Below are 26,502 nucleotides of genomic sequence, written 5' to 3'. Positions count from 1 at the left end.
CCTCAAACCGTTGCGGGCCCGAAGCGGGCCTTACTTCGCGTAGCGGTCCTTCAGCACCTTCCACACGGCGCGAAGGCTCACCGCCTCGGCGCCCTTGGGGCGACCCGGCTTGTGGCTGCCGTTCCAGCAGAAGATGTCGAGATGCGCCCACTGCGCCTTCTCGGGCACGAACTCCTTGAGGAACAAAGCCGCGGTCAGCGCGCCGCCGAACGGGGCCTCGGCCGCGTTGACCATGTCGGCTACGTCGGACTTCAGCATCTCCTTGTACGGATCGTAGAGCGGCAGGCGCCACATCGGATCCGCCTCGGTCTCGGCCGCGGCCATCAGCTCGCTCGCCAGCGTGTCGTCATTGGCGAACAGCGCCTGGAGGTCGGCGCCCAGCGCGACACGGGCGGCGCCGGTGAGCGTGGCATAGTCGATCACCAGCTCGGGGGTCTTTTCCTCGGCCTTGGTCAGCGCGTCCGCCAGGATCAGGCGACCCTCGGCGTCGGTGTTGCTGTTCTCGACCGTGATGCCCTTGCGCGAGCGCATGATGTCGCCCGGGCGGGTGGCTTCGCCGTTGATCGAGTTCTCGACCGCGGGGACGAGCATGTGCAGCCGTACCGGCAGGCGCGACGACATGATCAGCTCGGCCGTGGCCAGCGCGTGCGCGGCGCCGCCCATGTCCTTCTTCATCAGGCGCATGCCCGAGGCCGGCTTGATGTCGAGACCGCCCGAATCGAAGCAGACGCCCTTGCCGATGATGGCGACGCGGGGATGCTCGGGATTGCCCCATTCGATCTCGATCAGGCGCGGCTCGCGGCCCTTGCCGGCGGCCTTGCCGACTGCCCAGAGCAGGCCATAGCCCTTTTCGACCTCGTCGCCCTTCACGACCGAGAGCTGGCCGCCATAGGCCTTGACCAGATCGGCGGCCGCAGCCTCGAGATCGGCCGGACCCATGTCGTTGGCGCCGGTGTTGATCCGGTCGCGCAGCTTGTAGGTGGCATTGGCGATGCGGACTGCTTCCTCGATCCGCGCGACGTCGGTGGTGAGCAGTACGCGTGCGCCGGTCGGCGCCTTCTCGTCCTTCTTGTAGGTGTCGAACTTGTACTGGGCGACGAGCCAGCCATGGATCGCCTTGCCGGGCTCGACGCCCTCGACGCGGTACGCGCCCTCGGGCAGCGTCTCGGCGAGCTTGGCGAGGCACCAGGGCGACAGCTTCTCGGCATTTGCGACGACCGTCACCACCGACCAGTCCTCGGGCCCGTCGCCCGGCAGGATCGCGCTCGAATAGGCGCTGGGCGCCAGCTTCTGCGCGGCGGCCGCAGTGCGGTGGCGCGGCGGCTGGGCGTTGAGCCAGGCATCGAAACCCTTGGCGTCGATCACATGGATGGTGCGGGCGGACTGGCCCTTGTCGGGCTGAACGAGCGTGTTGGGATCAGGCATGTGCATTGATCTAGGTAATGGGGGCGGCGAGGGCTAGCCCCTTCGCGGCACATGAATTTTCGTTCATGAAGGAACCGTCTCGTTTCGCAACCGGTTTCCCGAAGGTCCGCAAGCACCTCCCGGGAGAGACCGATGACCGACACCCGCTATGAAGGGGAACGCATCCCCTATCTCGAGCCGGTGGAGGAGGCGCCCCGACCGCGCTGGAGCATCGCCGCCATCATCGTCGGTGCGCTGCTCGTCCTGATCGGCCTGCCGATCGCTGCCGGCGGCGCGTACCTGATGACGCTGGGCGGCTCCCTCTACTACTTGATCGCCGGCGCTCTGATGACCTGGTCGGGCGTGTTGCTGATCCGCGGGCGGATGAGTGGCGGCTGGATCTATCTCGCGCTCGTTGTCGCGACGATCCTGTGGGCGTGGTGGGAAGTCGGCGCCAATCCCTGGGCGCAGGTGCCGCGCGTCATCGCGCCGGTGGTGCTCGCCATTCCCGTGATCCTGATCCTGCCGACGCTGACCCGCTCGGCCGGCCGCTGGCGGCTGGCGCTGGGCGGGGTGGTCGTCGCGCTGGTGCTGACCGGCATCAACTTCTGGGTGGCGATCGCCGGCCAGCCCAACCCGGTGCTCGCCGCGCTGCCCGCGCCGGGCACCGCGGGAATGCTCGATCCCTCGGGCCAGCAGACCGGCGCCGACTGGCCCGTCTATGGCGGCACCGCCAGCGCGCGCCGCTACTCGCCGCTCGTCCAGATCACCCCGGCCAATGTCTCGAAGCTCAGGCAGGTGTGGCTGACGCATACGGGTGACCTGCCCAAGTCCAAGATGATCCTGAAGACCTATGGCGCGGAGAACACCCCGCTCAAGGTGGGCGACAGCCTCTATATCTGCACGCCGAAGAACATCCTGCTGGCGCTCGACGCGGCCACGGGCATGGAGAAATGGCGCTACGATCCCAAGGTACCTGACTCGGCGATACCCTACACCGCGGCCTGCCGCGGCGTGGTCTATTATGCCGTGCCGAACGCGCCGGCCGACCAGGCCTGCGCCACCCGGATCATCGAGGGCACGCTCGATGCCCGGCTGGTCGCGGTCGATGCCAGGAACGGCCGGCCCTGCGCCGATTTCGGCACCAATGGCCAGATCGATGCCAAGCAGGGCATGGGCAAGGTTCCCGACGGCTTCGTCTCGATCAACTCGCCGCCCACGCTGGTTCGCGGGGTGCTGGTCACCGGACACCAGGTGCTCGACGGGCAGGATCGCTGGGCGCCTTCGGGCGTGATCCAGGGCTTCGACGCGGTCACCGGCAAGCTGCGCTGGGCGTGGGACATGATGCACCCGAACTGGAACGGCGCGGCGCCGGCGGGCCAGGAATGGGCGCGCGGCACGCCGAACATGTGGACGCTGGCGAGCGGCGACGAGCAGCTTGGGCTGGTCTATCTGCCGATGGGCAATGCCGCGGCCGATTATTACTCGTCGCTGCGCCGGCCCGAGGAGAATTTCTACGCGACCTCGCTGGTCGCGCTCGACGTGACCACCGGCAAGCCGAAATGGCGCTTCCAGGCGGTGCGCAACGATGTGTGGGACTATGATTTCGGCGCGCAGGCGACCTTGGTCGATTACAAGGGCGCGCCAGCGCTGGTGCTGCCGTCCAAGCAGGGTGACATCTACATCCTCGACCGCCGTACCGGCCAGCCGCTTACGCCGGTGGGCGAGATGAAGGTGCCGGGCGGCGGCGTCGAGCCGCAGCAGCGCGCCGCCACCCAGCGCGTCTCGCTCTGGCATACGCTGCGCAAGCCTGACCTGACCGAGCGCGACATGTGGGGCATGTCGCCGATCGACCAGCTGATCTGCCGCATCCAGTTCCGCCGGGCGAGCTACAAGGGCTTCTTCACCCCGCCCGAAAGCGATCGCCGCTCGATCGAATATCCCGGCTACAATGGCGGTACCGACTGGGGGGGCGTCGCGGTCGATCCGCAGCGCGGGGTGATCGTCGCCAACTACAACGACATGCCCAACTATGTGCGGCTCGTGCCGCGTGCCGAGGCGGACAAGAAGGGCTGGGCGCCGCGTGACCAGGCGCGCGGCCAGATCGGCGGCAATGAAGGCGCGGGCGATCCGCAGGCGCACACGCCCTATGCGATCGACGTCAATGCCGGCTGGCGCAACAAGTTCTGGCCGTTCGACGGACCCAAGTCCGAAGGCACCGGCATGCTCTGCAAGCAGCCGCCCTATGGCGGGATCCGCGCGATCGACATGGCGACGGGCAAGACGATCTGGGACCGCCCCCTCGGCGAGGCGCGGACCAACGGGCCGTTCGGCATCCCCTCGCATCTGCCGATCACCATCGGCACGCCGAACAATGGCGGTTCGGTGGTCACCGCGGGCGGGCTGATCTTCGTGGCGGCGGCGACGGACAATCTGATCCGCGCGATCGACCTCAAGACCGGCAAGACGCTCTGGAAGGCGGTGCTTCCCGCCGGCGGCCAGGCGACCCCGATCACCTATGAGGCGAACGGGAAACAGTATCTGGTGATCTATGCCGGCGGGCATCACTTCATGGAGACGCCGGTGGGGGATGAAGTGGTGGCCTACGCGTTGCCTTGAAGTTTGAAAGGAGAACCTGCTCCCCGGCGAAAGCCGGGGCCCAGGGTTTCTCTGCCGTCTCGCCTGTGACCCTGGGCCCCGGCTTTCGCCGGGGAATAGCTTGGGTCAGGAAGGAAGCCCCCTCACATAATCGATGAACGCCCGCAGCGGCGCAGGCACCAGTCGCCGTCCGGGATAATAGAGGAACGGCCCGGGGAAGCTTTCCCACCAGTCTTCCAGCACCGGGACCAGCGCGCCGCTGGCGAAGCTTGGCTTGAGCCAGTCCTCGAACAGGCAGACGATCCCACCATCTGACGCAGCCACGTCGAGCAGCAGGTCGATCGCGCTGCCGACGGTGACGATCAGCGCGGGCGGCGGTTCGACCACCAGGATCTCGCCGTCGCGCTCGAACTCCCAGGGGATGAGTCGCCCGCTCTCGAAGCGGCCGCGCAGGCAGCGGTGCTCCAGCAGGTCACGCGGATGCACGGGCGTGCCGTGCGCGGCGAGATAGGCGGGGGAGGCGGCCGCCGCGAAGCGCTGGACGCGCGGGCCGATCGGCACCGCGATCATGTCCTGCTCCAGCCGCTCGTCATAGCGGATGCCGGCGTCGCAGCCCGCCGCGAGCAGATCGACGAAATTGTCCTGCGCGACGATCTCGACCTGGATGTCGGGATAGGCGGCGAGGAAGCCGGGCAGGATCGCCGGCAGCACGATCCGGGCGGCGCCGATCGGCACGTTGAGCTTCAGCGTGCCGGCGGGCCGATCGCGGAAGATGTTGACCACGTCGAGCGCTGCCTCGACTTCGCCGAGCGCCGGGGCCAGCCTCTCGATCAGCCGCGCGCCCGCCTCGGTCGGCGCGACGCTGCGGGTGGTGCGGTTGAGCAGGCGCACGCCCAGCCGCGCCTCGAGCCGCCGCACTGCCTCGCTGAGTCCCGAGGCGCTGGCGCCGGTGGCGCGGGCGGCATCGCGGAAGCCGCCGGCCCGGGCGACGGAGAGAAAGGCGTTCAATTCGCCGAGGTCGAGATCCATTGTTCGAAATTCCGCACAGCCCGTGCGGATTGTGCCTGATTATCGCGCGATGCCGCAAGGCCTAGATGGACGTTGTGCTTCCAGACGGAGAACAGCGATGACCGACTTCCCGATGACCTATCAGCTTGGCGACCGCGTGGTGAATCGCGTGGGCTATGGCGCGATGCAGCTTGCCGGCCCCGGCGTGTTCGGCCCGCCCAGGGACCATGACCAGGCGATCGCGGTGCTGCGCGAAGCAGTGGCCTCGGGGGTCAACCATATCGACACCAGCGATTTCTATGGCCCGCATGTCACCAATCGGCTGATCCGCGAGGCGCTGCATCCCTATCCGGACGATCTGGTGATCGTCACCAAGGTCGGCGCACGGCGTGGCGACGATGCGTCCTGGCTGCCGGCCTGGACGCCCGACGAGATCGAGGCGGCGATCCACGACAACCTCGCCAATCTCGGGCTCGAGGCGATCGATGTGGTCAACCTGCGCATCATGGGCGACATCCACGCGCCCAGCGAAGGCCCGATCGCCCCGCAGTTCGAGCGGCTGGCACGGCTGCGCGAGCAGGGCTTGATCCGCCACCTGGGCCTGAGCAACGCGACGGCGAAGCAGGTCGAGGAAGCGCGCGGCATCGCGCCGGTGGTTTGCGTGCAGAACCAGTACAACCTCGCCCACCGCGAGGATGAGGCGCTGTTGAAGACGCTGGCCGAGGCGGGCATCGCCTATGTGCCCTTCTTCCCGCTCGGTGGTTTCTCGCCGATCCAGTCGGGCACGCTCGACGACGTGGCGAAGGGGCTGGGCGCCACGCCGATGCAGGTCGCGCTCGCCTGGTTGCTCCAGCGTTCGCCGAACCTGTTGCTGATCCCGGGCACTTCCTCGCTCGGCCATCTGCGCGAGAACCTCGCGGTGCGCGACCTCAAGCTGTCGGCAGAGGCGGTGCGGGTGCTCGATGGGATCGCCGGCTAGCGTCCGACGGACTTCACCTTCGGCGCGCACATCGCGATCGCATGGTCGATCATGAAGCTCAGCCGATCGCGGGCAAGCGCGAGCTCGGCCGGGGCCAGGCCCCGGTCGAGCGTCTCGAAGTTGAGATAGGATAGGCCGTGCAGGACCGCGTAGTTGGACAGCGATCCGTCGCTGGTCACCACGCGCTCCTGCACCACGTTGAAGTCCGCGCCGACCATCGCATCGCGGCAGAAGGCGTCGCTCGGCTGGTTTCGGGCGAGATAGGTGGCGAAGGCGACGGTGTCGTCATCATCGAACGGATAGGCCTTCGACAACGAGGGGCTGGGGTTGAGCGTGTCGTCGCAGAAGCGGATCGAGATCACGCCGCTGCCCTCCGGATCGCCCTTGTTGCAGCGCGACGAGCCGGTCTCGAAGCCCTTGGCATTGGTGTGCAACGCTATGATCGGCCAGGCGCCCTTCGCCAGATCGGCCAGGATGTTATGGGCATAGCCGGGCAGGGCGGTATCGAAGTTGCGGTTGGGATCGATCGGGCGGCCATAGTCCACTGCCCGGTTGTAGCGGATCCCGTCATTGCCGGGGGAAACGCCGGAATCGACCGCGATCAGCACGCCGCCATATTTGCGCAGCGCGACCAGACCCGCTTCGAACCCGGCATTCTCATTGTCGTGGGGGACGAAGAACAGCGGCCCCTTGGGATGCTTCACATTGGCGATCCGCCACAGCCGCCAGGGCGCGCGCTCCTCGCGGAAGGTCAGTTCGGAGACGTGGAGGCCCTTCCACTCCGCCGGATCGCGGTGTCGGGCGAAGTCATCGTCCTGCACGGTGAGCGGATCGACCGGACGCACCGTCACTGCATCGGGGGCGGGCGTGGCGGTGAACAACGCGGCGGCGGCGAGGGCGATCAGGCGCATCAGTCCCTCGGCTGGATCAGGAACTGTTCGAACTTCCCGTTCATCCCGGGCTCCGCATAGGTGATCGCGATCAGCTTCTGCCCATTGGCAAAGGCGATGCTGTAGTTCCGATTGACGAATCCGCCACGCAGCCGCGGCTTGCCGAGTGCCGTGAAGCTTACCGGATCGCCGAGCGGGGCCAGGCTCGTGTGATAGTCCTCGGTTGCCTGGGCGGTGAAATAATAGTTGGCATCCTCGGTCAGCTTCTCGCGGTCGAGCGTGCCGGCGCGAAGCTGGCCAAAGACCAGGCTCGCCAGTGAATCGCGATATTCGTCGAGCGTCATCGGCCGGCTTGGGGGCGGGGCCGCCGGCAGGAGCAGGTCGGTGATGCCGCCGGTGATCGCGTCCTGCGCGCCGCCGAAATCGGCATTGACCAGCGCGACGACGGCGAAGCGCTTCTTGGGGATCACGAAATTGTCGGAAAGAAAGCCCACCGCCTCGCCGCCATGCTCGACGGTGCGGACGCCGTCGCGGCCGCCGAGCGAGACGCCCAGACCGTAGCGGGTATTGCTGCCGTCAGCGAGCAGCACCGGCGTCTCCTGGGTCTGCCAGTCCTCGGGGCTCAGGATCTTGCGGTCGATCCGCGCGATGTCCCACTTCGCGAGGTCGCTGGCAGACATGGCAAGCTCGCCCGCTGCCCAGAGCCAGCCCGGCGCGGCAGGCCTGGCGGCGCGGACCGGGCCGAGTGCGAAACGGTGATTGCCCTGCGGGAAGCCCTTGCCCACCGCGATGTCCTGGTCGATCGCATCGATGCCGAGCGGCTTGAAGATCTTCGCCTTCAGGTAATCGAGCAGCTTCATGCCCGAAGCCTTCTCGATGATCATCCCGGCCACGACATAGCCGGTGTTCGAATATTGCCAGGCCGTGCCGGGGCGGAAGTCGAGCGGCTTCTTCGCCCAGCGATCGAGGATCTGCTGCGGCGTGACCGGCTTCGACATGGCGGCGAAGTCATAATCCTGCGGCCAATAGTCCTGGATGCCGGCGGTATGGCTGAGCAGCTGGCGGATGGTGATCTGGTCGGCGTCGGTGATGTCCGGCACCCATTTCGATACCTTGTCGTCGAGACTGAGCTTGCCGGCATCCTCGAGCAGCAGGATCGCGGCAGCGGTGAATTGCTTGGAGATCGATGCGATCTGGTACTTCGCCGCCGGACTCGTCGCCTTCATGCCCGGCCCCTGGTCGCCATAGGCCCTGGCGAACACGATCTTGCCGTCGCGCACGATTGCGACCGAGGCGGAGGGCGCACCGGAGGATTTCAATGCGTCGGCGACGATAGTGTCCACCTTGGCGGTCTCGTCGGCAGTGAGCTGCTGCGCGGCGGCGGGCGTGGCGATGAGGAGCGTGGCGGCGAGGGCGGAACGGAACATCGGGCCTCCGGAATGGGATGATGCGAGCTTAGGCGGCGGCTAGCCGCCCGTCATCCCCCGGCATCGTCTTCACCTATGCCTCAGGGTTCTGGCTAATCGGCGCCAGAACCTCCCGTCGGAATATTTGGGTAGATGTGGAAACGACTTGGCTGTTGCCATTCAAACAAGAAATGTAACAATTCTTATGCAGGGATGTGCGGAAAAGGGGGAGTAGAAGATGCGCGCAATATTTGTCGGCGCGGTTTGCGCTGTGCTGGCGGCTTGCAATTCGGGCGGCGGTACACCGGCGCCCAGCCCCACCCCTACCGCGACACCCAGTCCCACGCCGACTCCGGCAACGCTGTTGACGCTGACCAGCGATCAGGTCTTCGCCACCGCCTCGGCACGGGTGATGAACCCCTATGGTCCCGACTTCACCTATGTGCCGAGTTCCTCGCTCGACAGCTATGGCAACACGATCACCTTCAATTACGGGGTGACGGGCAACTACGCGATCAACGGCGACGACACCAATCCGCCGGCCTTTCCGGCTTCCAGCCTCGTGGCGGGCAGCGATCCGGTGTTTGCCAGCTACAATGTCAGCCCCACCGGCGATTCAAATCTGCTGACCCTGTTCCGGCCGGGTTCGGCGAATACGCGGCTTGCGCTCAGCTATGCGAGCTACGGCATTCTTGACGATATGCGGTTCTTCAGCTCGCACTATAACCGCCATTACTATCGATCGTTCGCCTATGGCCTCGCCGCGCCGCTGAGTGGGGTGCCGAGCACCGGCAATCTCGCTTTTGCGAGCAGCGTCGATGGCTATTGGGCGCGGCTGCGGACCATCGATCCGATCAACGGCTATATCGCGCTGCGGCTGTCCGGGCCGGTGACGATGTCGGTCGACTATGCGGCGCGCACCGTCAGCCTCTCGATGCAGCTGAGCGGTACCGACAACAATGCCGGTGGCCTGGGGACCGTGGCGCTCGGCACGGTGCAGGGCACGGGCAATTTCTCGGCGACCAGCAACACGATCAGCGGCACGCTCACCGGCGCAGGCTTTACCGGCAGCTTCTCCGGCAGCCTGTTCGGGCCGCAGGCGACCGAGCTTGGCCTGGCCTTCCGCGTCACCAGCACCAGCCCGTCCCAGCAGGACGTGGCCGGCGTGGTCGTCGGCAAGCGCTGACCGAGGCTCAGCCGGCGAGCGGGACCCCGTAGAGGTCATGCTCGTCGGCGTCCTCGATCTCGACCATGACGATGTCGCCCTGGCTGAGATGGCCGGCGTCGCGCAGGAACACCTCGCCGTCGATCTCCGGCGCATCGGCCTGGCTGCGGCCCGTGGCGCCGCCTTCCTCGCCGACCTCGTCGATGATCACTTCGAGCGTGCGGCCGACCTTCGCCTGGAGCTTCGCGGCGGAGATCGCCGCGGTCTTCTCCATGATCCGGGCATAGCGCTCTTCCTTGACCTCTTCCGGCACCGCGCCGGGCAGGTCGTTGGCCGCCGCACCCTCGACCGGTTCGAACCGGAAGGCGCCGACCCGGTCCAATTGAGCCTCGTCGAGCCATTGGAGGAGGTATTCGAAATCCTCTTCGGTCTCGCCGGGAAAACCGACTACGAAGGTCGATCTTATCGTCAAATCGGGCGCGATCTCGCGCCACTTGCGCAGCCGCTCGAGCACCTTGGCTTCGTTGGCCGGGCGCTTCATCGAACGCAGCACCGACGGGCTGGCATGCTGGAACGGGATGTCGAGATAGGGGAGGATCAGCCCCTCGGCCATCAGCGGGATGACCTGGTCGACATGCGGATAGGGATAGACATAGTGGAGGCGCACCCAGGGCGCGATCTTGCCGAGCTCGCGCGCCAGATCGGTCATGTGCGGCACGACCTCGCCGCCCTTCCAGGCGCGCGGCTCCTTGCGGATGTCGACACCGTAGGCCGAGGTGTCCTGGCTGATGACCAGCAGCTCCTTCGTTCCCGCCTCGACCAGCTTCTCCGCCTCGCGCAGGATCGCGTCGGGACGGCGGCTGACCAGGTCGCCGCGCAGCGCCGGGATGATGCAGAAGGAGCAGCGGTGGTTGCAGCCTTCCGAGATCTTCAGATAGCTGTAGTGGCGCGGGGTGAGCTTCAGCCCCGCATCCGGCACCAGGTTGACGAAGGGCGAGGGCGGCATCGGCGCCGCGTCATGCACCGCGCCGACGACTTCCTCATATTGATGCGCGCCGGTGACGGCGAGCACGTTCGGGAAGCGGGCGCGGATGACCTCGGCTTCCTTGCCCATGCAGCCGGTGACGATGACGCGGCCATTCTCCGCGATCGCCTCGCCGATCGCCTCGAGCGATTCTTCCTTCGCCGAGTCGAGAAAGCCGCAGGTGTTGACCAGCACGACGTCGGCCCCGGCATAGTCGGGGGACATCGCATAACCATCGCTGCGCAGCTTGGTGAGGATCCGTTCGCTGTCGACCAGGTTCTTGGGACAGCCGAGCGACACCATGCCCACGCGGGGCGCCTCGGGAAGTTTAGTTGCCATGATTGGCGGGCGACATAGGCTTTTTCGGCGAAAAAGCTAGGCCGGGGCTTTTCCGGGGGCAAGTTTGACCGCCGACAAGGTGCGCGAGGCCGCTTGCGGGCATGGAAGATCGGGCGCCGCGCCCCATATCCGCGGCACCGGTATTTGCGAGGAGGTTTCGATGGCTGCCGAGCTTGCGGAAGAGACGACTCTCACCACGCGTTCGGGCGTGACGCTCGACGTTCGTCCCGCCACCCCAGGCGATGAAGGTGCATTGCGCGACCTGTTCGAGAGCGTCTCGAGCGACGACCGCCGCTTCCGCTTCCTCACCGCCTGCGACCAGCTTTCCAACGCCCAGATCGCGGCGATGACCCAGGTCGACCACTGGCAGACCGACAGTCTGCTGGCCTTTGTCGATGGCGAGCTGGTGGCGAGCGCGGTGCTCGCCTGCGACAAGCCGATGACCAGCGCCGAAGTGGCGATCTCGATCCGATCGGACCGCAAGGCGCAGGGGATCGGCTGGTCGCTGCTCGATTACCTGACCGACGAGGCCGAGCGCCGCGGGGTGAAATCGGTGATGTCGATCGAGAGCCGCGAGAACCACCAGGCGATCTCGCTGGAGCGCGAGATGGGTTTCGAGGCCCGGCCGGTGGAGGGTGATTCCACCCTCGTCCTGCTGGAGCGGCGGTTCTAGACCTTAAACCCTCCCCCTCCGGGGGAGGATTGTTTTGAATATCGCTCCTTTGAGGCGTAGCTTCACACCCCTGCAACTAAACAGGGGAGAGGCAAGATGCAGATTCACTGGCTGGCGATCCTCGCCGCGGCGGTGGCGGGCTTTGTGGTGGGCGGAATCTGGTATGGACCGCTGTTCGGCAAGGCCTGGATGAAGGCGCGCGGGCTGAGCGAGGAGGAGCTCAAGTCCGGCGCGAACATGGGCAAGATCTTCGGCACGACCTTCGTGCTGAACCTGATCGCCGCCTTCGCGCTCGATCACCTGTACAACACCTATGACACGCATGTCGGGCTGCACCATTCGCTGGTGATCGCCGGGATCATCGGGGTGGGCTTCATCGCCACTTCGGTGGGGGTGAACTATCTGTTCTCCCGCTTGCCGCGATCGCTGTTCCTGATCGACGCGGGCTACTGGATCGTGATGTACTTGGTAATGGGCGCGATCTTCGGGGTGATGGTCTAGGGGAAGCTCCGCCTTTCTCCCCTCCCTGCAAGGGAGGGGCGGGGGTGGGTTGCGACCCCGGCGAAGGCCGGGGGAGCCCAGCTGATCGGTGGTGAACTAAGAAAAGACCGGGCATCGAGCCCGGCCTTTTCTAACCCACCCCTAACCCCTCCCTTGCAGGGAGGGGAATTTATGGCGCCTTGAAGATGAACCAGGCGCCGGCCGCGATCAGCGCGAAGCCGATCAGGTGGTTCACCGTGATCTTCTGGCCGAGATAGAGGATCGAGAAGCCGACGAATACGGTGAGGGTGATGACTTCCTGCATCGCCTTGAGCTGCGCCGCCGAATAGACCGCGCTGCCCCAGCGATTGGCCGGCACCGCCAGGCAATATTCGACCAGCGCGATGCTCCAGCTCGCCAGGATCACGAGCAGCAGCGGCGCGCTCTTGAACTTGAGATGCCCGTACCAGGCGATCGTCATGAAGACGTTGGAGCCGATCAGCAGCAGGATCGGCAGAAGGCGGGCGAAGAGCATCTCGGACATGGCGCGACCTTGGCCGGGATGGCATCAAGGTCAAGATGGAGACGATTTCGAAAGAGACGCTGGTCGGCCAGCTGCGGGACCTCGGCGTGCGCGCGGGCGGGGTGCTGCTTGTCCATATGAGCTTCCGCGAGGTCCGGCCGGTCGAGGGCGGGCCCGAAGGGCTGATCGCGGCGCTGGGCGAGGCACTGGGGCCGGAAGGGACACTGGCGATGCCTTCGGCGACGGGCGACGACGAGACCGTCTTCGACCCGGCGACCACCGGCAATCGCGACGATCTGGGGATCGTCGCAGACCTGTTCTGGCGGATGCCGGGGGTGGTACGCAGCCCGCATTTCGATGCGGTCTCCGCGCGCGGGCCCAAGGCGGAATGGATCACCGGCGGGCCGTTCGTGCTGCCGCCGGCGGCGCCGGAAAGCGCGATCGACCGCATCCGGCAGGCGGGTGGGCAGGTGCTGCTGCTCGGCGTGGGGCATCATGCCAACACGATGCTGCACCTCGCCGAGCTGGTCGGCGGCGCGCCTTATCGCAGCGATTTCCACTACATCGATGATGCGGGCCGCGAGGTCCATTATGGCGAGAATGACAGCTGCTGCGAGAAGTTCGAGCTGGCGGACGGCTGGCTGCGCGCCGAGGGGGCATTGCGCGCCGGGCGGGTAGGGCATGCCGAGGCGCGGCTGATGGAGGCGGAGGACCTCGTGCGGATCGCGGCGGCGAAGGTGAAGGCCGATCCGCTGATATTCCTGCACGGCGCCGACGAGGACTGCGAGGAGTGCGACGAGGCTCGGGAGAGCCTTTGAGGCTGACGACTGGGCGCCTTCTTCCTCCCCTCCCTGCAAGGGAGGGGTTGGGGGTGGGTGGCGAGCGTAGCGAGCTCAGCTAATCGGCTTGAGGAAAAGAAAAGGCCGGGCATCGAGCCCGACCTTTTCTAACCCACCCCTTGCCCCTCCCTTGCAGGGAGGGGAATATCCGACCTTCCTAGTTCAGCCCTACCGCGTCACGATCTCCAGGATCGTGTCGCCCGCGAGCAGCGCCTGCGCCTCCGGGGCCTTGTGGCTGTGGGGCAGGCCGTCGCGGTAGATCTGGACGCCCAGGCCGGTGGCGATCGCAGAGAGCGGCTGGCCGATCTCCTCGGGGCGGACCTTGCGCTCGGACAGCTCGACCTGGCCGTGGATCGAGGCGAGGTCCATCAGATAGTCGGAGAGGTGCGGGCCCTGGCAGGAGCTGGCGAGCAACAGTCCGGCGAAGCTCACCGGGTTGACCACGGTGGTGGCCCCGGCGGCGCGGGCGGGGAGCTCATTGTCCTCGTTGCGCACGATCACGCTGATCGGCAGCGCGGGCGCCAGATGGCGGGCGGTCAGGGTGATCAGGATCGAAGTGTCGTCGCGTCCGGCGCAGACGATCATCGACTCGGCGGTGCCGATGCGGACGTCGTTCAGCACCTGGTCGCGGGTGGCGTCAGCCTGGAGGACGATGCAGCCGCATTCCTTGGCGCGGGCGATATTGCCCTCATTCTGGTCGATCACGACGATGCTGCCGGGATCGCGGCCGCGGGCGATCAGCTCGTCGACCGTCTCCGAACCGGTGGTGCCATAGCCCGCCACGATGATGTGGCGCGCAAGGTTCCGCTGGATCACTGCCATATGCCATTTGTCCCAGGTGCGCTTGAGCACGAAATTATAGGCGGTGCCCAGGAAGAGCAGCACCACGAAGACGCGGATCGGGGTGACGACGAACGCATCGAACATCCGCGCCGAATTGCTGACCGGCACGATGTCGCCATAGCCGGTGGTCGTCACCGAGATCGACGTGAAATAGAGGATGTCGAGGAAGCTGACATGGCCGTCGGCCGTGTCCTTGAGCCCGTCGCGCTCGATCCAGTGGACGCCGACGGCAAGCGCCAGCAGCCCGACCACGGCGAGCACGCGCCAGCCGATCGAGGCCCAGACGGGCATGCTCGACTTGCGCTTGAGCGTGGCGGGGGGCTTGAGCGCCATCAGCGGGCGGACGGACCCGGCAGCGGATCGGCGGCAGTGCCGTAAAGCGCGATCATCCGGCCCTTCTCACTGGCTGGCCGCGAACGGCCGGTCAGCGGGACCATACACGGTCATCGGACCGTGGCCATGGCGAATATGGCCGGGAGGGCGCTGCCGCTCCCGGGCCAAGTGGGGACGAGCCGGGCTCGCCCCCGAAATGTGGCTCAGAGGCCGTCGACGCTCTTGCTGACCAGGATGTTCACCGCGACGCGACGGTTCTGGGCCTTGCCCTCCGGCGTGTCGTTGCTGGCCAGCGGATCGGCGGTGGCCATGCCGGTCGGCGTCAGCATGCGGTACGGCTTCCAGCCGCAAGCCTGCTGCAGATAGTTGATGACCTTGGCCGCGCGCTTCTCGCTGAGCGCCTGGTTGAGGTCCTCGCCACCGGTCGAGTCGGTATAGCCGACCACCAGCATCAGCGCGTTCTCGGTCTGGGTGGCCTGGTTGGCGGTGCTGCAGAGCTGCGCCTTGTCCTGCGCCGAGATGTCGGCACGGCCCACATCGAAGTGCACATTGGTGGTGCTCTTGATGTTGTACTTGTCGATATCGCCCATGCGGCCGCGCAGGGCCTCGGTCGCCGCGGCCTGCTCGTCGAAGCGCTGCGAGGTACCGGTCTGGATCATCGTCGCGGTGCGCAGGTCGTTCTTCTTGAGGCTGATCTGGCTGGCGACCAGGTCACCGCCCCCGGGCGACTGCATCGTCTTGACGGTGATCGGCAGGCCGTTGAGCAGCTGGTTCGACGCGAGCTTGTTGCCGCCGCCGAACAGGCCGCCACCGGTCTTGATGCGGGTGGCTTCGGTGATCGCGACGGTGGTGGTGGCGCCGTCGGCCGTGGCGATCTTCACCCGGTCGCCGCTGCGCGCGGCGATGACGCCCTTGATCTCGGGACCCTCGGTCATCGGACCCTGGGCCGCGCCGTTGACGACGATGTCGTCGCGGCTGGTATTCTGGTCCTGCTGCGCGAATGCACTGGGCGCGGCCGAGATGGCCAGCATGGCGACCAGGAAGCGAACCCCGGTTTTTTTGGAAACAACACGCATTGAGGCAACCTCCTCTAAACTGACTGCCCCCGCCGGCTTGCCTCATGCCTGTTCGGGGGAAGCTGTCCCGCAGATGAACGTACCCGGCAAGGGTCGTGCCGGAGCGGGTGGTTCGGGCCTGGGGCGCGACGAATGGAGCCGGCGGAGGGTGTCCGCCGACGCGATTCGCAGTCGGGACGAGGGCTTAGCGGGCGGGAAGCCGGGGCAGCGGGTCGACCGGGGTACGGCCCTGGCGGATCTCGAAATGGAGCTCCGGACGGTCGGCGAAGCCTGAATTTCCGGACAGCGCGATCATCTGGCCCTTCTTCACCGCCTGGCCACGCTGGACGAGCAGCTGGCCGGCATGGCCGTATACGGTCGTCCAGCCGTCGCCATGGCGCAGGATGACGAGGCCGCCGAGCGCCGGGATGTCCGAGCCGACATAGGCGACGACGCCGTCGGCCGAGGCGAGCACGGGGGTGTCGAGCGGCGTGGCGATCTTGATGCCGTCGTTGCGCTCGCCGCTCGCGCCGGGGCCGAAGCGCTTCACGACATTGCCCTTGAGCGGCCATTGGAAGCCGCCGGCGAGTCGCGCGGGTGCGGCGACCGGAGTGGTCGGCGACAATATGCGGGCCGAGGAAGCGGTCGGCGCGGCGGGCTTCGCCTTTTCGGCGATGGCGGGCTGGCCGCCGGTGACGATGTCGTCGACGCCCAGATCGAGATGGAAGCGCGCGGCGCGCTGCTCGATCGTCTCGGGTCGGCCGGAGGGCGGGATCGCGTCGTCCGGGATCAGCAGGCGCTGGCCGGTGCGCAGGATATACGGCTCCTCGAGGTCGTTGACCGCGATGATCCGCGACCAGGCGACGCCGTAGGCCACCGCAATGGCGATGCCGGTCTCGCCGTCGCGGACCAGGTGATAGCGGCCGCCCGGGATGACCAGCTTCTGCCCGACGCGGATGACGAAGGGCGAGGGGATGTTGTTGGCGCGCGCGATCGCTTCCGATCCGGCGCCGGTCTTGCCCGAGATCGAGCGGAGCGAGTCGCCGGGCTGGACGGTGTAGGTGCGCCCCGAGATGACGCGCGAATCCGCCTGGACCTTGCGCGCCTGCCAGGCCGGCGGCGGGGCGGGGAGGCGGCGCACGTCCTGCTCGTTGCCGAGCGCGGGGCGTTCCCAGCGCTCCTGCTGCGGCTGGGGATAGCGATCCTGGCGCGACGGCGGGGCGGGGCGGTAGCCGGGCTCTTCATAGGCAGTGCCGCGCTGTGGAATACAGGCAGCGAGCAACAGCAGCGCCACCGGCGCCATCCGCTTTACCGCCATCGAAACGACCCCCGCATTAACTATACTCCGACGCTCCATAGCGCGCATTTCCGCGCGCGTCAGGTACGTCTGAATGCGGAGGTGTCTCAGTTTGCCGGTGCGAGCACTTCCAGGCCGCCCAGATAGGGCTTGAGCACGTCGGGAACGCGCACCGAACCGTCTTCCTGCTGATAGTTCTCCAGCACCGCGACGAGGGTGCGGCCGACCGCGAGGCCCGAGCCGTTGAGCGTGTGGACGAAGCGCGTGCCCTTCTCGCCGGCCGGGCGGAAGCGCGCGTTCATCCGCCGCGCCTGGAAATCGCCGCAGGTCGAGCAGGACGAGATCTCGCGGTAGCGGGCCTGGCCGGGCAGCCACACTTCGAGATCATAGGTGCGCGCCGCGGTGAAGCCCATGTCGCCGCTGCACAGCTTCATCCGGCGGAAGGGCAGGCCGAGCGCGGTGAGGATGCCCTCCGCGCACTGGGTCATGCGCTCGTGCTCCGCCTCGCTCTGCTCGGGCGTGGTGATCGACACCATCTCGCACTTCTCGAACTGGTGCTGGCGGATGAAGCCGCGCGTGTCGCGGCCCGCCGAGCCGGCTTCCGAGCGGAAACAGGCAGTGAGCGCGGCGAAGCGCAGCGGCAGCTCCTCCTCGGACAGGATCTGCTCGCGGACGATGTTGGTCAGGCTCACTTCGGCGGTGGGGATCAGCCAGCGGCCGTCGGTGGTCTGGAAGCTGTCCTCGGCGAACTTGGGCAGCTGGCCGGTGCCGAACATCGTCTCCTCGCGCACCAGCAGCGGCGGGATCGCCTGCTCATAGCCATGCGCTTCGAGCGTATCGAGCATGAACTGGCCGAGCGCGCGGTGGAGCTTGGCGGCAGCACCGCGGACCAGGGTGAAGCGCGTGCCGGAGAGCCTGGCGCCGGTCTCGAAGTCCAGGCCGAGCGCCGGGCCGAATGCGTCATGCTCCTTGGCTTCGAAGGGGAGGACGGTCGGTTCGCCGACAGTGGCGACCAGCTGGTTGTCTTCCTCGTCGGCGCCCTTGGGGACATCGGCGTAGGGAATGTTGGGGAGCGCGGCGAGCAGCGTGGTCAGCTCCGCGCCGACGGCCTTCTCCTCGGCGTCGATCTGCGGCATCCGCTCCTTGAGCTCGGCGACTTCGGCCATCAGGTCGGTGGGGTCGTCGCGGCGCGCCTTGGCGGCGCCGATCGCCTTGGATGCCTCGTTGCGGCGGGTCTGCGCGGCCTGCGCCTCGGTGATCAGCGCGCGGCGCTTCTCGTCCAGCGCCAGCAGCGCGGCGGACTGCGGTTCCAGCCCGCGGCGAGCAAGGCCGGCGTCAAAGGCTGCGGGGTTCTCACGGATGGCGCGGATATCGTGCATGGCCGGGCGTATGGCTCCGCTCCCGTCGCGGCGCAACCCTGGCGCGCATGGGGGCGTTTACGGAGATATCAAACCAGAGGAGAATCGAGATGCAGGTTCCGCATGACGCAGTCGTGGTGGTGGCGGATGGGCGCAAGATGCTGTTCCTGAGGAACGAGGGCGACGCGCAATATCCGAACCTGCAGGTCGAGAAGAAGGTCGTCGACAAGCACAATCCCGCGCATCACGATCAGGCGACCGACCTAGCCGGCGGCGCGATGGGCACGCGGACCTCGGGCGCGCAATGGGGCGGCGGCAACATGGACGAAGTCGATTTCCACCAGCTGGAGGAGGACCGCTTCGCCGCCGACACCGCCGCGCTGCTCAAGGAGCGGGCGCTTCGCCAGGACTTCGAGTCGCTGATCATCATCGCGCCGCCCAAGACGCTGGGCGAGCTGCGCAAACATTATCACAAGGAAGTGAGCGACCGGCTGGCTGGCGAGCTTGCCAAGGACCTGACCGATCATCCGGTCTCGGAGATCGAGCAGGCGCTGCTCCGGGCGGAGTAACCTCTTTCCGTCATCCCGACGAAAGTCGGGATCTCAGGCCGCAGGCGCCATCGCACGAGATCCCGGCTTTCGCCGGGATGACGGTTGTTTTTGCGGTTATTCGCTGGTCGAGTCGTCCGGCTTCTTCTTGGCGAAGCGCTTGCGGGCGACCAGCGCCGCGGCGGCGCCGCCGAACAGCAGGATCATCGGCGGTGCCGGCACGGGAGCCGGGCCGCCCGAGCTGCTGCCGCCGCAGCCGCGACCGCAGCTGCTGCCGCCCCAGCTGCTCGAGCCGTGATGGCCGCTCGATCCCCAGCCGCTCGAATTGCTCCAGTGGCTGCTGGAACCGTTCGACGAGGACGAGGTCGACGACGAGTTTGACGAGCTGGTCGACGAGGAATTGGACGAGGAGCTCGACACGTCGCCGCTCGATGAGGAGCTGGTGGACGAGCTCGTCGAGGACGAGACATCGCCGCTGGACGACGACGAGGTCGACGAAGACACGTCGCCGCTCGACGACGAGGTCGAGCTCACCTGGCCGCTCGAGGTCGAGCTGGACGAAGTCGAACTGATCTCGCCCGAGGACGAGGTGGAGCTGACCTGGCCGCTCGACGTGGAAGTCGAGGAGCCACCGGTCGACGTCGAAGTCGAGGAACCGCCCGTCGAGGTCGACGAGCCACCGGTGGAGGTGGAAGTCGAGCCGCCCGACGAGGACGAGTTGGACGACGAGATCTCGATATTGATGCCGCTCGAGCCGCCGGAGCTGCCCGACGAGGAAGAACCGCCGAAGAACCCACCGGCGAAGAAGCCGCCCATGAAGCCGCCGCCGCCCGAACCGCCGATCACGGCGCCGGAGGACGAACCGCTGCTGCTCGACGACACGACCGGCATCTCGCCGCCGAAATAGGGCGGGGGCGTCGGGATCGGCGCGCCCTGTGCCGTGACCACGACGACCTGGGGCTGGCCCTGGGTGGTGGTGGTGACCGTGCGCTTGACGACTCGCTTCACGGGGCGTGCCACCGTGCGCTTCACGACTCGCTTCTTCGCGACGGTTACCTGCTTGACGACACGCGGCTGGTGGATGCGTTCGGTGACATAGACGCCACCGCCGCCAATCACCGCGCCCCCGCAAGTGCAGGCGCACAGTTTAGCCAAGGCCATGCGAACCGACATTGTCCCCACTCTTCCTGTTGCTGGCGTGCCGCTCCCCACAGGATCGTCAGCAGCTTCACGCCTCTCAATGCCGGAAAAGTGCAAAACAAACTGTTAAGTGCAACGCGGTAAGTGATGCTTAACCATATTTACGGTCGATTTCGGGGCGGTGGATTTCTTCTGCGATGGTTAATGTTCAACTTCGGTACGATCGAGCAGTTTCCTGCACGGCCAAGTGTGAACATTCATGGTGAATCCCCGCCGGTTTCCCGCGCGGTTCAGCCCCCGGTAATTTCCTTCCATTTACGGGCAATTAGACCTGTGGATTAAAACAACCACACGCTTGTTAACGTCCTCGCGCGAAAGTATAGGGCCGCGCAGGGCAAACGGTCTCCGTACGGCTCGGGCCGAATGGGACCGGAGTGGAGAGTGGGGATGGCTACTGTTTTGGATCGCTTCGACGAACCGGGTAAACGCGTTCCTCCCGCCGCAAATGACGGCGATAACGGCTATCGGCCGAGCAACGACGAACCCTTCATGAACCCGCGTCAGCTGGAATATTTCCGTGACAAGCTGAACGCGTGGAAGGACGATATCTTCCGCGAAGCCGCGGGCACGCTCAATCAGCTCCAGACGGATTCCCTGCGCGAGGCCGATCTCACCGATCGCGCTTCGAGCGAGACCGACTGGTCGATCGAGCTGCGCACCCGCGATCGCCAGCGCAAGCTGATCTCCAAGATCGACGCGGCGCTGCGGCGGATCGAGGACGGCGAATATGGCTATTGCGAGGTGACCGGCGAGCCGATCAGCCTCGGTCGCCTTGAAGCCCGGCCGATCGCGACGATGACGCTCGAGGCACAGGAGCGGCACGAGCGCAACGAGAAGGTATCGCGGGAAGAATAGCAGGGGGCTCACGGCCTCCTTTTTTGTGCCTCCGCGGGACAGCCGTGGGGGCACATTTTCGTCTTTTGTTTACGCTTTCGACAAGGTTTGCGGGTGTATTCTCCGCGCGTAACCCCCTTGCGTTTCGAGCGACACGATGGACCAGTTTTCCTTTGATCCCCTGACGGCGCTGTCGGCGGACGATTTCTCCAGCCAGCGCAGCGGCTCGCGTGACAGCCTGATGCTGGCGGCGCAGTTCCGCGTGGCGGGACGGCCGGTCGAGCAGGTGCGGGTCCGCAACCTCTCCCAGGGCGGGCTGATGGCCGAATACGCCCTGCCGATCGAGCGGGGCGCTACCGTCGAAGTCGAGGTCCGCGGCGTTGGCTGGGTCAGCGGCCGCATCGCCTGGGCAACCGATGGCCGGGTAGGCGTTGCCTTCGATACACCGATCGACCCGATGCTGGCGCGCAAGCCGGTGGGCGGCGGCACGCATACGCCGGCCTTCGTGAAGCCGATCTTCACCCGGCGCTGAGTCGCGCCTGCGGCTTTCGCTGTTCGGGATTTTCCATTCAGGTCGTCATCCCCGCGAAGGCGGGGATCCAGAGCCCGGCGCGATTGACGCAGGGCTCGCTTTGCCGTCTCCGAAGAGGGCGGCGTTCCATTGCTTACCAGGTCCCAAGCTACCCTGGATTCCCGCCTTCGCGGGAATGACGGGTGAAGGGAGCATGGGCGAAGGGGTGGCCCTCACCTTGGAGCGTGCTTTTCCGATGATCTCGCGCCGTCGGGGTGCGGCCTGGCCACACCCCTGTTTGCGCGGCGCTGCCTAGGGGCGCGCCATCTCTTCCTTGAGCCGAAGCTTCTGCTTCTTCAGGGACGCCAGGACCAGATGGTCCGGCTGGGGCCTTTGCGATTCGGCGGCGATTCGCTGGTCGAGCACGGAGTGCTTGGCCGAGAGTGCCGAGAAATGCGCGTTCTGCATGGAAGCAGTCTCCTTCATCGGTGGCCGGAACCTGCGAATAGATCACTTTTCCACAGCTTTGTCGCGGGTGAATCTTGCCGAATCGACGATATGCAAAATTAGCGCGATGATCCGTTGCGGAGCTTTCCGGCGTGGTGCAGGGAGATCTGAGTACGGGGGCGTTCGCGATGGACGAGAAAGAGATTGTGCGTCGGCTCGAAGCGGTGCGGACCGAGCATCGCGATCTGGATGCGGCAATCGATGCACTGCTCGCCACCGGCACCTCCGACCAGCTTCAGGTTGCCCGGCTCAAGAAGCGCAAGCTGATGCTGCGCGATGAAATCGTGCAGCTGGAGGACCAGCTTATCCCCGATATCATCGCCTGATTCGGCCCTGATCCGGATCGGGACGAAATCACTGCGAAATTAAGCATTTCGTTACCATCGAGGCTGTGGCAGCGTTGCCATATGGGGAAACAGGGCACCGCGCAGATTCACCGAAAGCTGATCGACTCGCTCTATGTCGAGGCCATGCTGCTGGCCGACGAGGCCCGCGGCTATTTCGACGAGCTGGGCCGGGACGAGCGCGAGTCACTGGAAGCGCTCAATCGCGTCGCCTTCTCCTGCGAGTCGCTCAAGGTGACCACGCGGCTGATGCACATCATCGCCTGGCTGCTCACCCAGCGCGCGGTCGACGCCGGCGAGATCCAGCCCGGGGACGCGCTGATGCCGTCGCGCCGGCTGGGCGACGCACCGGAGACCGAGGAGGCGCTGCTGGACGCAATGCCGCCGAACGCGGTGGGGATCATCACCACCAGCATCGACCTGTATCGCCGCGTCGCCCGGCTCGACGAGACGCTCGACGAGAATGTCGTGATCGAAAGCCCGGCGCGCAGCATGATGGACCGGCTGGCGGCTGCTTTCTAAATCCGTTTCCCTCCTCTGGGAGGGGTAGAGCGACGTTCGTTTCTTCTCAGTTCCCCGGCGAAGGCCGGGGCCTAGTCTCGGCGCGCTATCGATGGCGCGGTAGCCTCTCGGAGCGCACGGCAATTGGACCCCGGCCTTCGCCGGGGAACCGCTGCCAGAACGCGGCTAGCCGCAGAGCGCAGCCTTGGCCGCGGCGTATTCCGCCTTCATCCGCTCGATCTTCACCGCGGCCGGCTCGATCGCATGGACCGCGCCGATGCCCTGGCCTGAGCCCCAGATGTCCTTCCAGGCCTTGGCGCCGCCGAAGTTCATCGCGCTCGGATCGCTCTCGGGCAGATTGTCGGGATCGAGCCCGGCATTGACGATCGACGCCTTGAGGTAGTTGCCGTGCACGCCGGTGAAGAGGTTCGAATAGACGATGTCGTCGGCGGTGCCGTCGACGATGCCCTGCTTGTAGTCGGGCTGGGCATTGGCCTCGTCGGTCGCGATGAAGGGCGAGCCGATATAGGCGAGGTCGGCGCCCATCGCCTGGGCGGCCAGCACCGAGCGGCCATTGGCGATCGCGCCCGACAGGATCACGGGCCCGTCGAACCATTCGCGCACTTCCTGGACGAGCGCGAAGGGGCTGAGCCGGCCGGCATGGCCGCCGGCGCCGGTGGCGACGAGGATCAGGCCGTCCGCGCCCTTTTCCACGGCCTTGTGGGCGAAGCGATCGTCGATCACGTCGTGCAGGGTGATGCCGCCCCAGCTGTGCACCGCGTCGTTCAGTTCGGGCCGGGCGCCGAGCGAGGTGATGACGATCGGCACCTTCCACTTGGCGCAGGCGGCGACGTCATGCTCGAGCCGCGGGTTGGAGCGGTGGACGATCTGGTTGACCGCGAAGGGCGCGGCCGGGGTGTCCGGATTGTCGCGGTCCCAGGCGGCCAGCTCCTCGGTGATCTGGTGCAGCCATTCGTCGAGCCGGGTGTCCGGCCGGGCGTTCAGCGCCGGGAAGGATCCGACGATCCCCGCCTTGCACTGGGCGATGACCAGCTCGGGCACCGAGATGATGAACAGCGGCGAGCCGATGACCGGGAGCCGGAGGCGATCGAAGAGCGGAGGCAATGCCATGGATCAGTTTTGTAGCGAAACCGGAATGGCCGTCCAGCCCGGTGCAGGCGACGCTACGTAAGCGCGGCTTGCGCGCGCATGCTGCAGTGCAGCGATAGGGCCGACTCGGACCGAATCGCATTGAAGCCTGCCCGAGGCTTCCCCATTTCCAGGGCACGCAACGGTTCCGGGGAGCGCCATGGTCACCAACGAGATCTACATCATCGTCCGCGACGCGATCAAAGCCGCCGGCCAGCAGAGCGGCCAGCTCTACGAGCCGGGGCAGGAGAGCCATTACCAGGCGCTGGCCGCGGTGATGGCGCTGCGCAAGGCGGGCTATGAGGTGACCAAGCGGCTCGACAATTAGTCGAAGGGCCGCTGCCAGACGACGAAGGTATCGACATCGGTCGAGCGGATCGCGGCGGCATACATGTCGTGGTGGAAGTCGGGCAGGGCAGCGATCTTCTCCGCCATCGCGCCTTCGCCGCTCGCGCCGCCGGGCAGGGTGAAGGCGACGTCCTCGTCCGGGCCGTAGAACAGCCACCAGAAATCGTCGCCCAGCGGGCCGGTGTCGCTGGTCTCGATCGCGACCGCGTGGAGATGCGAGAGCGGCAGCGTGTGGCGCTTGCCCTCGGGATCGAGCACCCAGAGCGTTTCGCCTTCGCAGCCGGTGTGCCAGCCGCTCTCCGGCTCGGATGCAGGCACGGGCGGGGTGGGCTCCGCCGCAGCGGTGGCGGGTGCCTTGGCGAAGCGCTTCAACCAGTCGAACAAGCCCATCGCGCACCTCCCGAAACCGAATCCAGGGCTTGGGCTAGACCGGCAATGTGACGGTTGTCGGTAAGCGGCTCAGTCGATCCGCTTCAATCCGGCGGCATATTCGCGCTGCTTGGCGGCGTAGAGGGCGGCGCTGGCCTTGAGCATCGCCTTCTGCATGTCGTCGAGCGGGCGGATCGCCTTGGCGGGGCTGCCGACGATCAGATGGCCTGCGGGGAACTCCTTGCCCTCGGTGACCAGCGCGCCGGCGCCGACCAGGCAATCCTCGCCGATCACCGCGCGGTTGAGGATCGTCGCGCCCATGCCGATCAGCGTGCGGTTTCCGATGGTGCAGCCGTGCAGGATCGCGTGATGGCCGACGGTGACGTCTTCCCCCACGGTGCAGGGGGTGCCGGGATCGGAATGGAGCATCGCGCCGTCCTGGATGTTCGAACGGGCGCCGACCAGGATCGGGGTGTTGTCGGCGCGGATCACGGCGCCGAACCAGACCGAGGCGAGCGCGGCGAGATGGACGTCGCCGATCAGGTCCGCGCTCGGCGCGATCCAGGCATCCTCGGCGACAAGCGGGCGGCGCCCGGCAAATTCGTATAGCGGCATGCCGCTCAGAATAGCGGCGCTTCGAAGCCCTGGGGAAGCGGAATGTTGGCGCCCATCGCCAGTGCCAGCGCAACCGCACCGAGCAGCACCGCCAGCGTCGAGGAGAGCGAGAACAGGCCCCAGCCGACCATCGTCACCACCTGCGAATTGGCACGCTGCTCGCGATGGTTGCGCGCCATCGACTGGATCACGAACATGGCCAGCATTGCATATGCGAAGACGAGAAACTCGGTCATCAACCCACCCCAAAATCCCCGGGGGACTCTAGGGGACGAGGGTTAACGCTTCAATGCCGGGCACCTCCGGTTTATCGCAGTGCAGCAAGGTTTCGCCGCCGCCGAAACGACCTAGTGATGCGCCGTCGCGGGGGCCGATTTGCAGCTGCACGTGCAGGCGCAGGGCACCGGCGTGCAGACATGGCAGGGCTGCGGCGTCACGCAGTAGCAGAGCTGCGCGGCGGCCGGCTTGGGCTCTTCCTTCTTCTTCGGCTTCTCGGGCGGATCGGGCAGCGGCAGCAGATCGCGCGCATTGGCGCCGGCATAGGCGCTGTGCGGGCCACCGCCACAGGCCGGGCAGCCATGGTCGTGCTCCTCGTCAGGATCGTGGCCGGCGCCGCCGAACTTGAAACCGCCGGGCTCTTTCTTCAGCACTTTCTTTGCCGCCTCGCACACGGCGATGGCGTGGTTGCCGAGCGTCGAGACGGTCTGGCCCATCGCGACCTGCTCGGTGGCGTAGAAATGGACGAGCATCGCGTCGCGGTGCGCGTCGACCGGCTCGCGGACAGCCGGATAGCTCAGCATCTGCTGCATGTCGGCGAGCTGCGATTCCATCGCCGCGATCTGCCCGCTCCAGTTGTTGAAGGCGGCGAACAGCTCGTAATCGGGCCAGCTCGCCGGGGCGTGCGGGCGCATCTGCTCGACGAAATTGACCGGACCGGCAATGTCCTCGCGCAGCAGGCGGAGCAGCACGCGCAGCGTCACCACGTCGCGCTGCGGCTGGCGCAGGCGCTGGGCGAAGATGTCGGTGACCGTCGCGGTGTGCTTCCACACCTGTCGGGCCAGCATCCGGGTGAATTCCTCATCGCGCTTCTTCGGCTTGGCGAGCAAGGCGGCCTTGAGCGAGGTGAGGATGCCGATCACCGCGAGCAGCGCGAGCAGCACGCCGCCGACCAGGATCCAGGCCGGCCAGTAGATCGCATCGGCGCTGATCGGCTGGGCGGCGGCGGCCTTGGTCGCGCTCGTCGCCAGGTTGCCGATCGAAGCCAGAATAGTCGCCACGTCATCCCCCCTGAGTCGCGGAGGATATGGTTAACAGAAATGGAGCGGGCGCACAGTCATGACTCGTCCGTTCCGAAACGGGTGA

At 66.6% G+C, this 26,502-nt stretch carries 29 protein-coding genes; 12 read left to right on the top strand and 17 right to left on the bottom strand.

The window, feature by feature from the left end; all coding sequences use genetic code 11:
* Positions 1-30: 30 nt before the first annotated feature.
* The gene (locus HNP52_RS11765) at positions 31-1,425 is read right to left on the bottom strand and encodes a M17 family metallopeptidase (protein ID WP_184167113.1); all 1,395 of its coding nucleotides are present in this window, start codon (positions 1,423-1,425) and stop codon (positions 31-33) included.
* Between the two features lie 180 nt (positions 1,426-1,605).
* Between HNP52_RS11765 and HNP52_RS11760 the strand changes: the two genes are divergently transcribed.
* On the top strand, positions 1,606-4,023 hold the full coding sequence (locus tag HNP52_RS11760; RefSeq protein WP_311768476.1) for a membrane-bound PQQ-dependent dehydrogenase, glucose/quinate/shikimate family: 2,418 nt from the start codon (positions 1,606-1,608) through the stop codon (positions 4,021-4,023).
* A 105-nt stretch (positions 4,024-4,128) separates the two neighbouring features.
* On the opposite strand, the gene HNP52_RS11755 is transcribed toward HNP52_RS11760, so the two are convergent.
* Entirely contained in the window at positions 4,129-5,031 is a 903-nt protein-coding gene (locus tag HNP52_RS11755) for a LysR family transcriptional regulator (RefSeq protein WP_184167107.1), read from the bottom strand.
* 97 nt (positions 5,032-5,128) lie between these two features.
* Here HNP52_RS11755 and HNP52_RS11750 point away from each other — a divergent pair, with 97 nt between their 5' ends.
* A complete protein-coding gene (locus HNP52_RS11750; RefSeq protein ID WP_184167104.1) occupies positions 5,129-5,989 on the top strand; it encodes an aldo/keto reductase family oxidoreductase in 861 nt (286 codons plus the stop codon).
* Here the strand turns inward: HNP52_RS11750 and HNP52_RS11745 are convergent.
* Together HNP52_RS11745 and HNP52_RS11740 are read right to left on the bottom strand one after the other, a co-directional pair.
* On the bottom strand, positions 5,986-6,900 hold the full coding sequence (locus HNP52_RS11745) for a hypothetical protein (RefSeq protein WP_184167102.1): 915 nt from the start codon (positions 6,898-6,900) through the stop codon (positions 5,986-5,988). The two genes, HNP52_RS11750 and HNP52_RS11745, sit on opposite strands and share 4 nt — an antisense overlap.
* Complete coding sequence (locus HNP52_RS11740) at positions 6,900-8,306, bottom strand: serine hydrolase (RefSeq protein WP_184167099.1); 1,407 nt, start codon at positions 8,304-8,306, stop codon at positions 6,900-6,902. Before HNP52_RS11740 ends, HNP52_RS11745 begins: the two co-directional genes overlap by 1 nt.
* Positions 8,307-8,523: 217 nt before the next feature.
* On the opposite strand from HNP52_RS11740, the gene HNP52_RS11735 reads away from it, so the two are divergent.
* On the top strand, positions 8,524-9,471 hold the full coding sequence (locus tag HNP52_RS11735; RefSeq protein ID WP_184167096.1) for a hypothetical protein: 948 nt from the start codon (positions 8,524-8,526) through the stop codon (positions 9,469-9,471).
* A gap of 7 nt (positions 9,472-9,478) precedes the next feature.
* Here HNP52_RS11735 and rimO read toward each other — a convergent pair whose 3' ends face one another.
* A complete protein-coding gene (gene rimO / locus HNP52_RS11730) occupies positions 9,479-10,813 on the bottom strand; it encodes a 30S ribosomal protein S12 methylthiotransferase RimO (RefSeq protein ID WP_184167093.1) in 1,335 nt (444 codons plus the stop codon).
* Between the two features lie 160 nt (positions 10,814-10,973).
* Between rimO and HNP52_RS11725 the strand changes: the two genes are divergently transcribed.
* Together HNP52_RS11725 and HNP52_RS11720 are read left to right on the top strand one after the other, a co-directional pair.
* Entirely contained in the window at positions 10,974-11,486 is a 513-nt protein-coding gene (locus HNP52_RS11725) for a GNAT family N-acetyltransferase (protein ID WP_184167090.1), read from the top strand.
* A 96-nt stretch (positions 11,487-11,582) separates the two neighbouring features.
* On the top strand, positions 11,583-11,987 hold the full coding sequence (locus HNP52_RS11720) for a DUF1761 domain-containing protein (protein WP_184167087.1): 405 nt from the start codon (positions 11,583-11,585) through the stop codon (positions 11,985-11,987).
* A gap of 169 nt (positions 11,988-12,156) precedes the next feature.
* Here HNP52_RS11720 and HNP52_RS11715 read toward each other — a convergent pair whose 3' ends face one another.
* Complete coding sequence (locus HNP52_RS11715; RefSeq protein ID WP_184168310.1) at positions 12,157-12,501, bottom strand: DMT family protein; 345 nt, start codon at positions 12,499-12,501, stop codon at positions 12,157-12,159.
* Positions 12,502-12,545: 44 nt separating this feature from the next.
* On the opposite strand from HNP52_RS11715, the gene HNP52_RS11710 reads away from it, so the two are divergent.
* Positions 12,546-13,307, top strand: coding sequence for an AAC(3) family N-acetyltransferase (locus HNP52_RS11710; protein WP_184167084.1), 762 nt, complete (start codon positions 12,546-12,548; stop codon positions 13,305-13,307).
* Positions 13,308-13,496: 189 nt separating this feature from the next.
* On the opposite strand, the gene HNP52_RS11705 is transcribed toward HNP52_RS11710, so the two are convergent.
* The 4 genes from HNP52_RS11705 to serS form a co-directional block, all read right to left on the bottom strand.
* A complete protein-coding gene (locus HNP52_RS11705) occupies positions 13,497-14,504 on the bottom strand; it encodes a TrkA family potassium uptake protein (RefSeq protein WP_184167081.1) in 1,008 nt (335 codons plus the stop codon).
* Between the two features lie 203 nt (positions 14,505-14,707).
* Positions 14,708-15,580: an OmpA family protein gene (locus HNP52_RS11700; RefSeq protein WP_184167078.1), complete on the bottom strand. Its 873-nt coding sequence runs from the start codon at positions 15,578-15,580 to the stop codon at positions 14,708-14,710.
* Positions 15,581-15,764: 184 nt separating this feature from the next.
* A complete protein-coding gene (locus HNP52_RS11695) occupies positions 15,765-16,877 on the bottom strand; it encodes a M23 family metallopeptidase (protein ID WP_260396058.1) in 1,113 nt (370 codons plus the stop codon).
* Between the two features lie 86 nt (positions 16,878-16,963).
* The gene (gene serS, locus HNP52_RS11690) at positions 16,964-18,235 is read right to left on the bottom strand and encodes a serine--tRNA ligase (protein WP_184167075.1); all 1,272 of its coding nucleotides are present in this window, start codon (positions 18,233-18,235) and stop codon (positions 16,964-16,966) included.
* Positions 18,236-18,324: 89 nt separating this feature from the next.
* Between serS and HNP52_RS11685 the strand changes: the two genes are divergently transcribed.
* Positions 18,325-18,783, top strand: coding sequence for a host attachment family protein (locus tag HNP52_RS11685; protein ID WP_184167072.1), 459 nt, complete (start codon positions 18,325-18,327; stop codon positions 18,781-18,783).
* Positions 18,784-18,879: 96 nt separating this feature from the next.
* Here HNP52_RS11685 and HNP52_RS11680 read toward each other — a convergent pair whose 3' ends face one another.
* Positions 18,880-19,881 carry a PEP-CTERM sorting domain-containing protein gene (locus HNP52_RS11680; RefSeq protein ID WP_311768449.1) on the bottom strand — a complete coding sequence of 334 codons (1,002 nt, stop codon included), beginning with the start codon at positions 19,879-19,881 and terminating at the stop codon, positions 18,880-18,882.
* Positions 19,882-20,349: 468 nt separating this feature from the next.
* Here HNP52_RS11680 and dksA point away from each other — a divergent pair, with 468 nt between their 5' ends.
* Together dksA and HNP52_RS11670 are read left to right on the top strand one after the other, a co-directional pair.
* Entirely contained in the window at positions 20,350-20,817 is a 468-nt protein-coding gene (dksA, locus tag HNP52_RS11675) for an RNA polymerase-binding protein DksA (protein WP_184167067.1), read from the top strand.
* A gap of 136 nt (positions 20,818-20,953) precedes the next feature.
* Positions 20,954-21,328 (top strand): PilZ domain-containing protein, encoded by a 375-nt coding sequence (locus HNP52_RS11670; protein ID WP_184167064.1) that lies wholly within the window; start codon positions 20,954-20,956, stop codon positions 21,326-21,328.
* A 291-nt stretch (positions 21,329-21,619) separates the two neighbouring features.
* Here the strand turns inward: HNP52_RS11670 and HNP52_RS11665 are convergent, their stop codons facing one another.
* A complete protein-coding gene (locus tag HNP52_RS11665; RefSeq protein ID WP_184167061.1) occupies positions 21,620-21,775 on the bottom strand; it encodes a YdcH family protein in 156 nt (51 codons plus the stop codon).
* Between the two features lie 167 nt (positions 21,776-21,942).
* Here HNP52_RS11665 and HNP52_RS11660 point away from each other — a divergent pair, with 167 nt between their 5' ends.
* On the top strand, positions 21,943-22,140 hold the full coding sequence (locus HNP52_RS11660) for a YdcH family protein (RefSeq protein WP_184167058.1): 198 nt from the start codon (positions 21,943-21,945) through the stop codon (positions 22,138-22,140).
* Between the two features lie 81 nt (positions 22,141-22,221).
* Positions 22,222-22,680 carry a DUF1465 family protein gene (locus HNP52_RS11655; protein WP_184167055.1) on the top strand — a complete coding sequence of 153 codons (459 nt, stop codon included), beginning with the start codon at positions 22,222-22,224 and terminating at the stop codon, positions 22,678-22,680.
* Positions 22,681-22,845: 165 nt separating this feature from the next.
* On the opposite strand, the gene HNP52_RS11650 is transcribed toward HNP52_RS11655, so the two are convergent.
* Positions 22,846-23,790 carry a nitronate monooxygenase family protein gene (locus tag HNP52_RS11650; protein WP_184167052.1) on the bottom strand — a complete coding sequence of 315 codons (945 nt, stop codon included), beginning with the start codon at positions 23,788-23,790 and terminating at the stop codon, positions 22,846-22,848.
* Between the two features lie 178 nt (positions 23,791-23,968).
* On the opposite strand from HNP52_RS11650, the gene HNP52_RS11645 reads away from it, so the two are divergent.
* The gene (locus HNP52_RS11645; RefSeq protein ID WP_184167049.1) at positions 23,969-24,136 is read left to right on the top strand and encodes a hypothetical protein; all 168 of its coding nucleotides are present in this window, start codon (positions 23,969-23,971) and stop codon (positions 24,134-24,136) included.
* Here HNP52_RS11645 and HNP52_RS11640 read toward each other — a convergent pair.
* The 4 genes from HNP52_RS11640 to HNP52_RS11625 form a co-directional block, all read right to left on the bottom strand.
* On the bottom strand, positions 24,133-24,546 hold the full coding sequence (locus tag HNP52_RS11640) for a hypothetical protein (protein ID WP_184167046.1): 414 nt from the start codon (positions 24,544-24,546) through the stop codon (positions 24,133-24,135). The genes HNP52_RS11645 and HNP52_RS11640 overlap by 4 nt on opposite strands.
* 69 nt (positions 24,547-24,615) lie before the next feature.
* Positions 24,616-25,140 (bottom strand): gamma carbonic anhydrase family protein, encoded by a 525-nt coding sequence (locus HNP52_RS11635; protein ID WP_184167043.1) that lies wholly within the window; start codon positions 25,138-25,140, stop codon positions 24,616-24,618.
* Positions 25,141-25,145: 5 nt separating this feature from the next.
* Entirely contained in the window at positions 25,146-25,376 is a 231-nt protein-coding gene (locus HNP52_RS11630) for a hypothetical protein (RefSeq protein WP_184167040.1), read from the bottom strand.
* 111 nt (positions 25,377-25,487) lie between these two features.
* Positions 25,488-26,417 carry a hypothetical protein gene (locus tag HNP52_RS11625; RefSeq protein WP_184167037.1) on the bottom strand — a complete coding sequence of 310 codons (930 nt, stop codon included), beginning with the start codon at positions 26,415-26,417 and terminating at the stop codon, positions 25,488-25,490.
* Between the last annotated feature and the right edge of the window lie 85 nt (positions 26,418-26,502).

Origin of the sequence: Sphingomonas kyeonggiensis, assembly GCF_014204495.1 — a bacterium.
Classification (GTDB): domain Bacteria; phylum Pseudomonadota; class Alphaproteobacteria; order Sphingomonadales; family Sphingomonadaceae; genus Sphingomonas; species Sphingomonas kyeonggiensis_A.
The sequence above is the reverse complement of the archived record's forward strand: the minus strand, read 5'-3'. Positions and strand labels throughout refer to the sequence as shown.

Coding starts and splice junctions, on each gene's coding strand:
- HNP52_RS11635 (WP_184167043.1), bottom strand. CDS start 25,140: ATGCCGCTATACGAATTTGCCGGGCGCCGCCCGCTTGTCGCCGAGGAT.
- HNP52_RS11685 (WP_184167072.1), top strand. CDS start 18,325: ATGCAGGTTCCGCATGACGCAGTCGTGGTGGTGGCGGATGGGCGCAAG.
- HNP52_RS11665 (WP_184167061.1), bottom strand. CDS start 21,775: ATGCAGAACGCGCATTTCTCGGCACTCTCGGCCAAGCACTCCGTGCTC.
- HNP52_RS11700 (WP_184167078.1), bottom strand. CDS start 15,580: ATGCGTGTTGTTTCCAAAAAAACCGGGGTTCGCTTCCTGGTCGCCATG.
- HNP52_RS11695 (WP_260396058.1), bottom strand. CDS start 16,877: ATGGCGGTAAAGCGGATGGCGCCGGTGGCGCTGCTGTTGCTCGCTGCC.
- HNP52_RS11650 (WP_184167052.1), bottom strand. CDS start 23,790: ATGGCATTGCCTCCGCTCTTCGATCGCCTCCGGCTCCCGGTCATCGGC.
- HNP52_RS11645 (WP_184167049.1), top strand. CDS start 23,969: ATGGTCACCAACGAGATCTACATCATCGTCCGCGACGCGATCAAAGCC.
- HNP52_RS11735 (WP_184167096.1), top strand. CDS start 8,524: ATGCGCGCAATATTTGTCGGCGCGGTTTGCGCTGTGCTGGCGGCTTGC.
- HNP52_RS11660 (WP_184167058.1), top strand. CDS start 21,943: ATGGACGAGAAAGAGATTGTGCGTCGGCTCGAAGCGGTGCGGACCGAG.
- rimO (WP_184167093.1), bottom strand. CDS start 10,813: ATGGCAACTAAACTTCCCGAGGCGCCCCGCGTGGGCATGGTGTCGCTC.
- HNP52_RS11640 (WP_184167046.1), bottom strand. CDS start 24,546: ATGGGCTTGTTCGACTGGTTGAAGCGCTTCGCCAAGGCACCCGCCACC.
- HNP52_RS11740 (WP_184167099.1), bottom strand. CDS start 8,306: ATGTTCCGTTCCGCCCTCGCCGCCACGCTCCTCATCGCCACGCCCGCC.
- HNP52_RS11720 (WP_184167087.1), top strand. CDS start 11,583: ATGCAGATTCACTGGCTGGCGATCCTCGCCGCGGCGGTGGCGGGCTTT.
- dksA (WP_184167067.1), top strand. CDS start 20,350: ATGGCTACTGTTTTGGATCGCTTCGACGAACCGGGTAAACGCGTTCCT.
- serS (WP_184167075.1), bottom strand. CDS start 18,235: ATGCACGATATCCGCGCCATCCGTGAGAACCCCGCAGCCTTTGACGCC.
- HNP52_RS11715 (WP_184168310.1), bottom strand. CDS start 12,501: ATGCTCTTCGCCCGCCTTCTGCCGATCCTGCTGCTGATCGGCTCCAAC.
- HNP52_RS11630 (WP_184167040.1), bottom strand. CDS start 25,376: ATGACCGAGTTTCTCGTCTTCGCATATGCAATGCTGGCCATGTTCGTG.
- HNP52_RS11745 (WP_184167102.1), bottom strand. CDS start 6,900: ATGCGCCTGATCGCCCTCGCCGCCGCCGCGTTGTTCACCGCCACGCCC.
- HNP52_RS11750 (WP_184167104.1), top strand. CDS start 5,129: ATGACCGACTTCCCGATGACCTATCAGCTTGGCGACCGCGTGGTGAAT.
- HNP52_RS11755 (WP_184167107.1), bottom strand. CDS start 5,031: ATGGATCTCGACCTCGGCGAATTGAACGCCTTTCTCTCCGTCGCCCGG.
- HNP52_RS11710 (WP_184167084.1), top strand. CDS start 12,546: ATGGAGACGATTTCGAAAGAGACGCTGGTCGGCCAGCTGCGGGACCTC.
- HNP52_RS11670 (WP_184167064.1), top strand. CDS start 20,954: ATGGACCAGTTTTCCTTTGATCCCCTGACGGCGCTGTCGGCGGACGAT.
- HNP52_RS11655 (WP_184167055.1), top strand. CDS start 22,222: ATGGGGAAACAGGGCACCGCGCAGATTCACCGAAAGCTGATCGACTCG.
- HNP52_RS11705 (WP_184167081.1), bottom strand. CDS start 14,504: ATGGCGCTCAAGCCCCCCGCCACGCTCAAGCGCAAGTCGAGCATGCCC.
- HNP52_RS11765 (WP_184167113.1), bottom strand. CDS start 1,425: ATGCCTGATCCCAACACGCTCGTTCAGCCCGACAAGGGCCAGTCCGCC.
- HNP52_RS11725 (WP_184167090.1), top strand. CDS start 10,974: ATGGCTGCCGAGCTTGCGGAAGAGACGACTCTCACCACGCGTTCGGGC.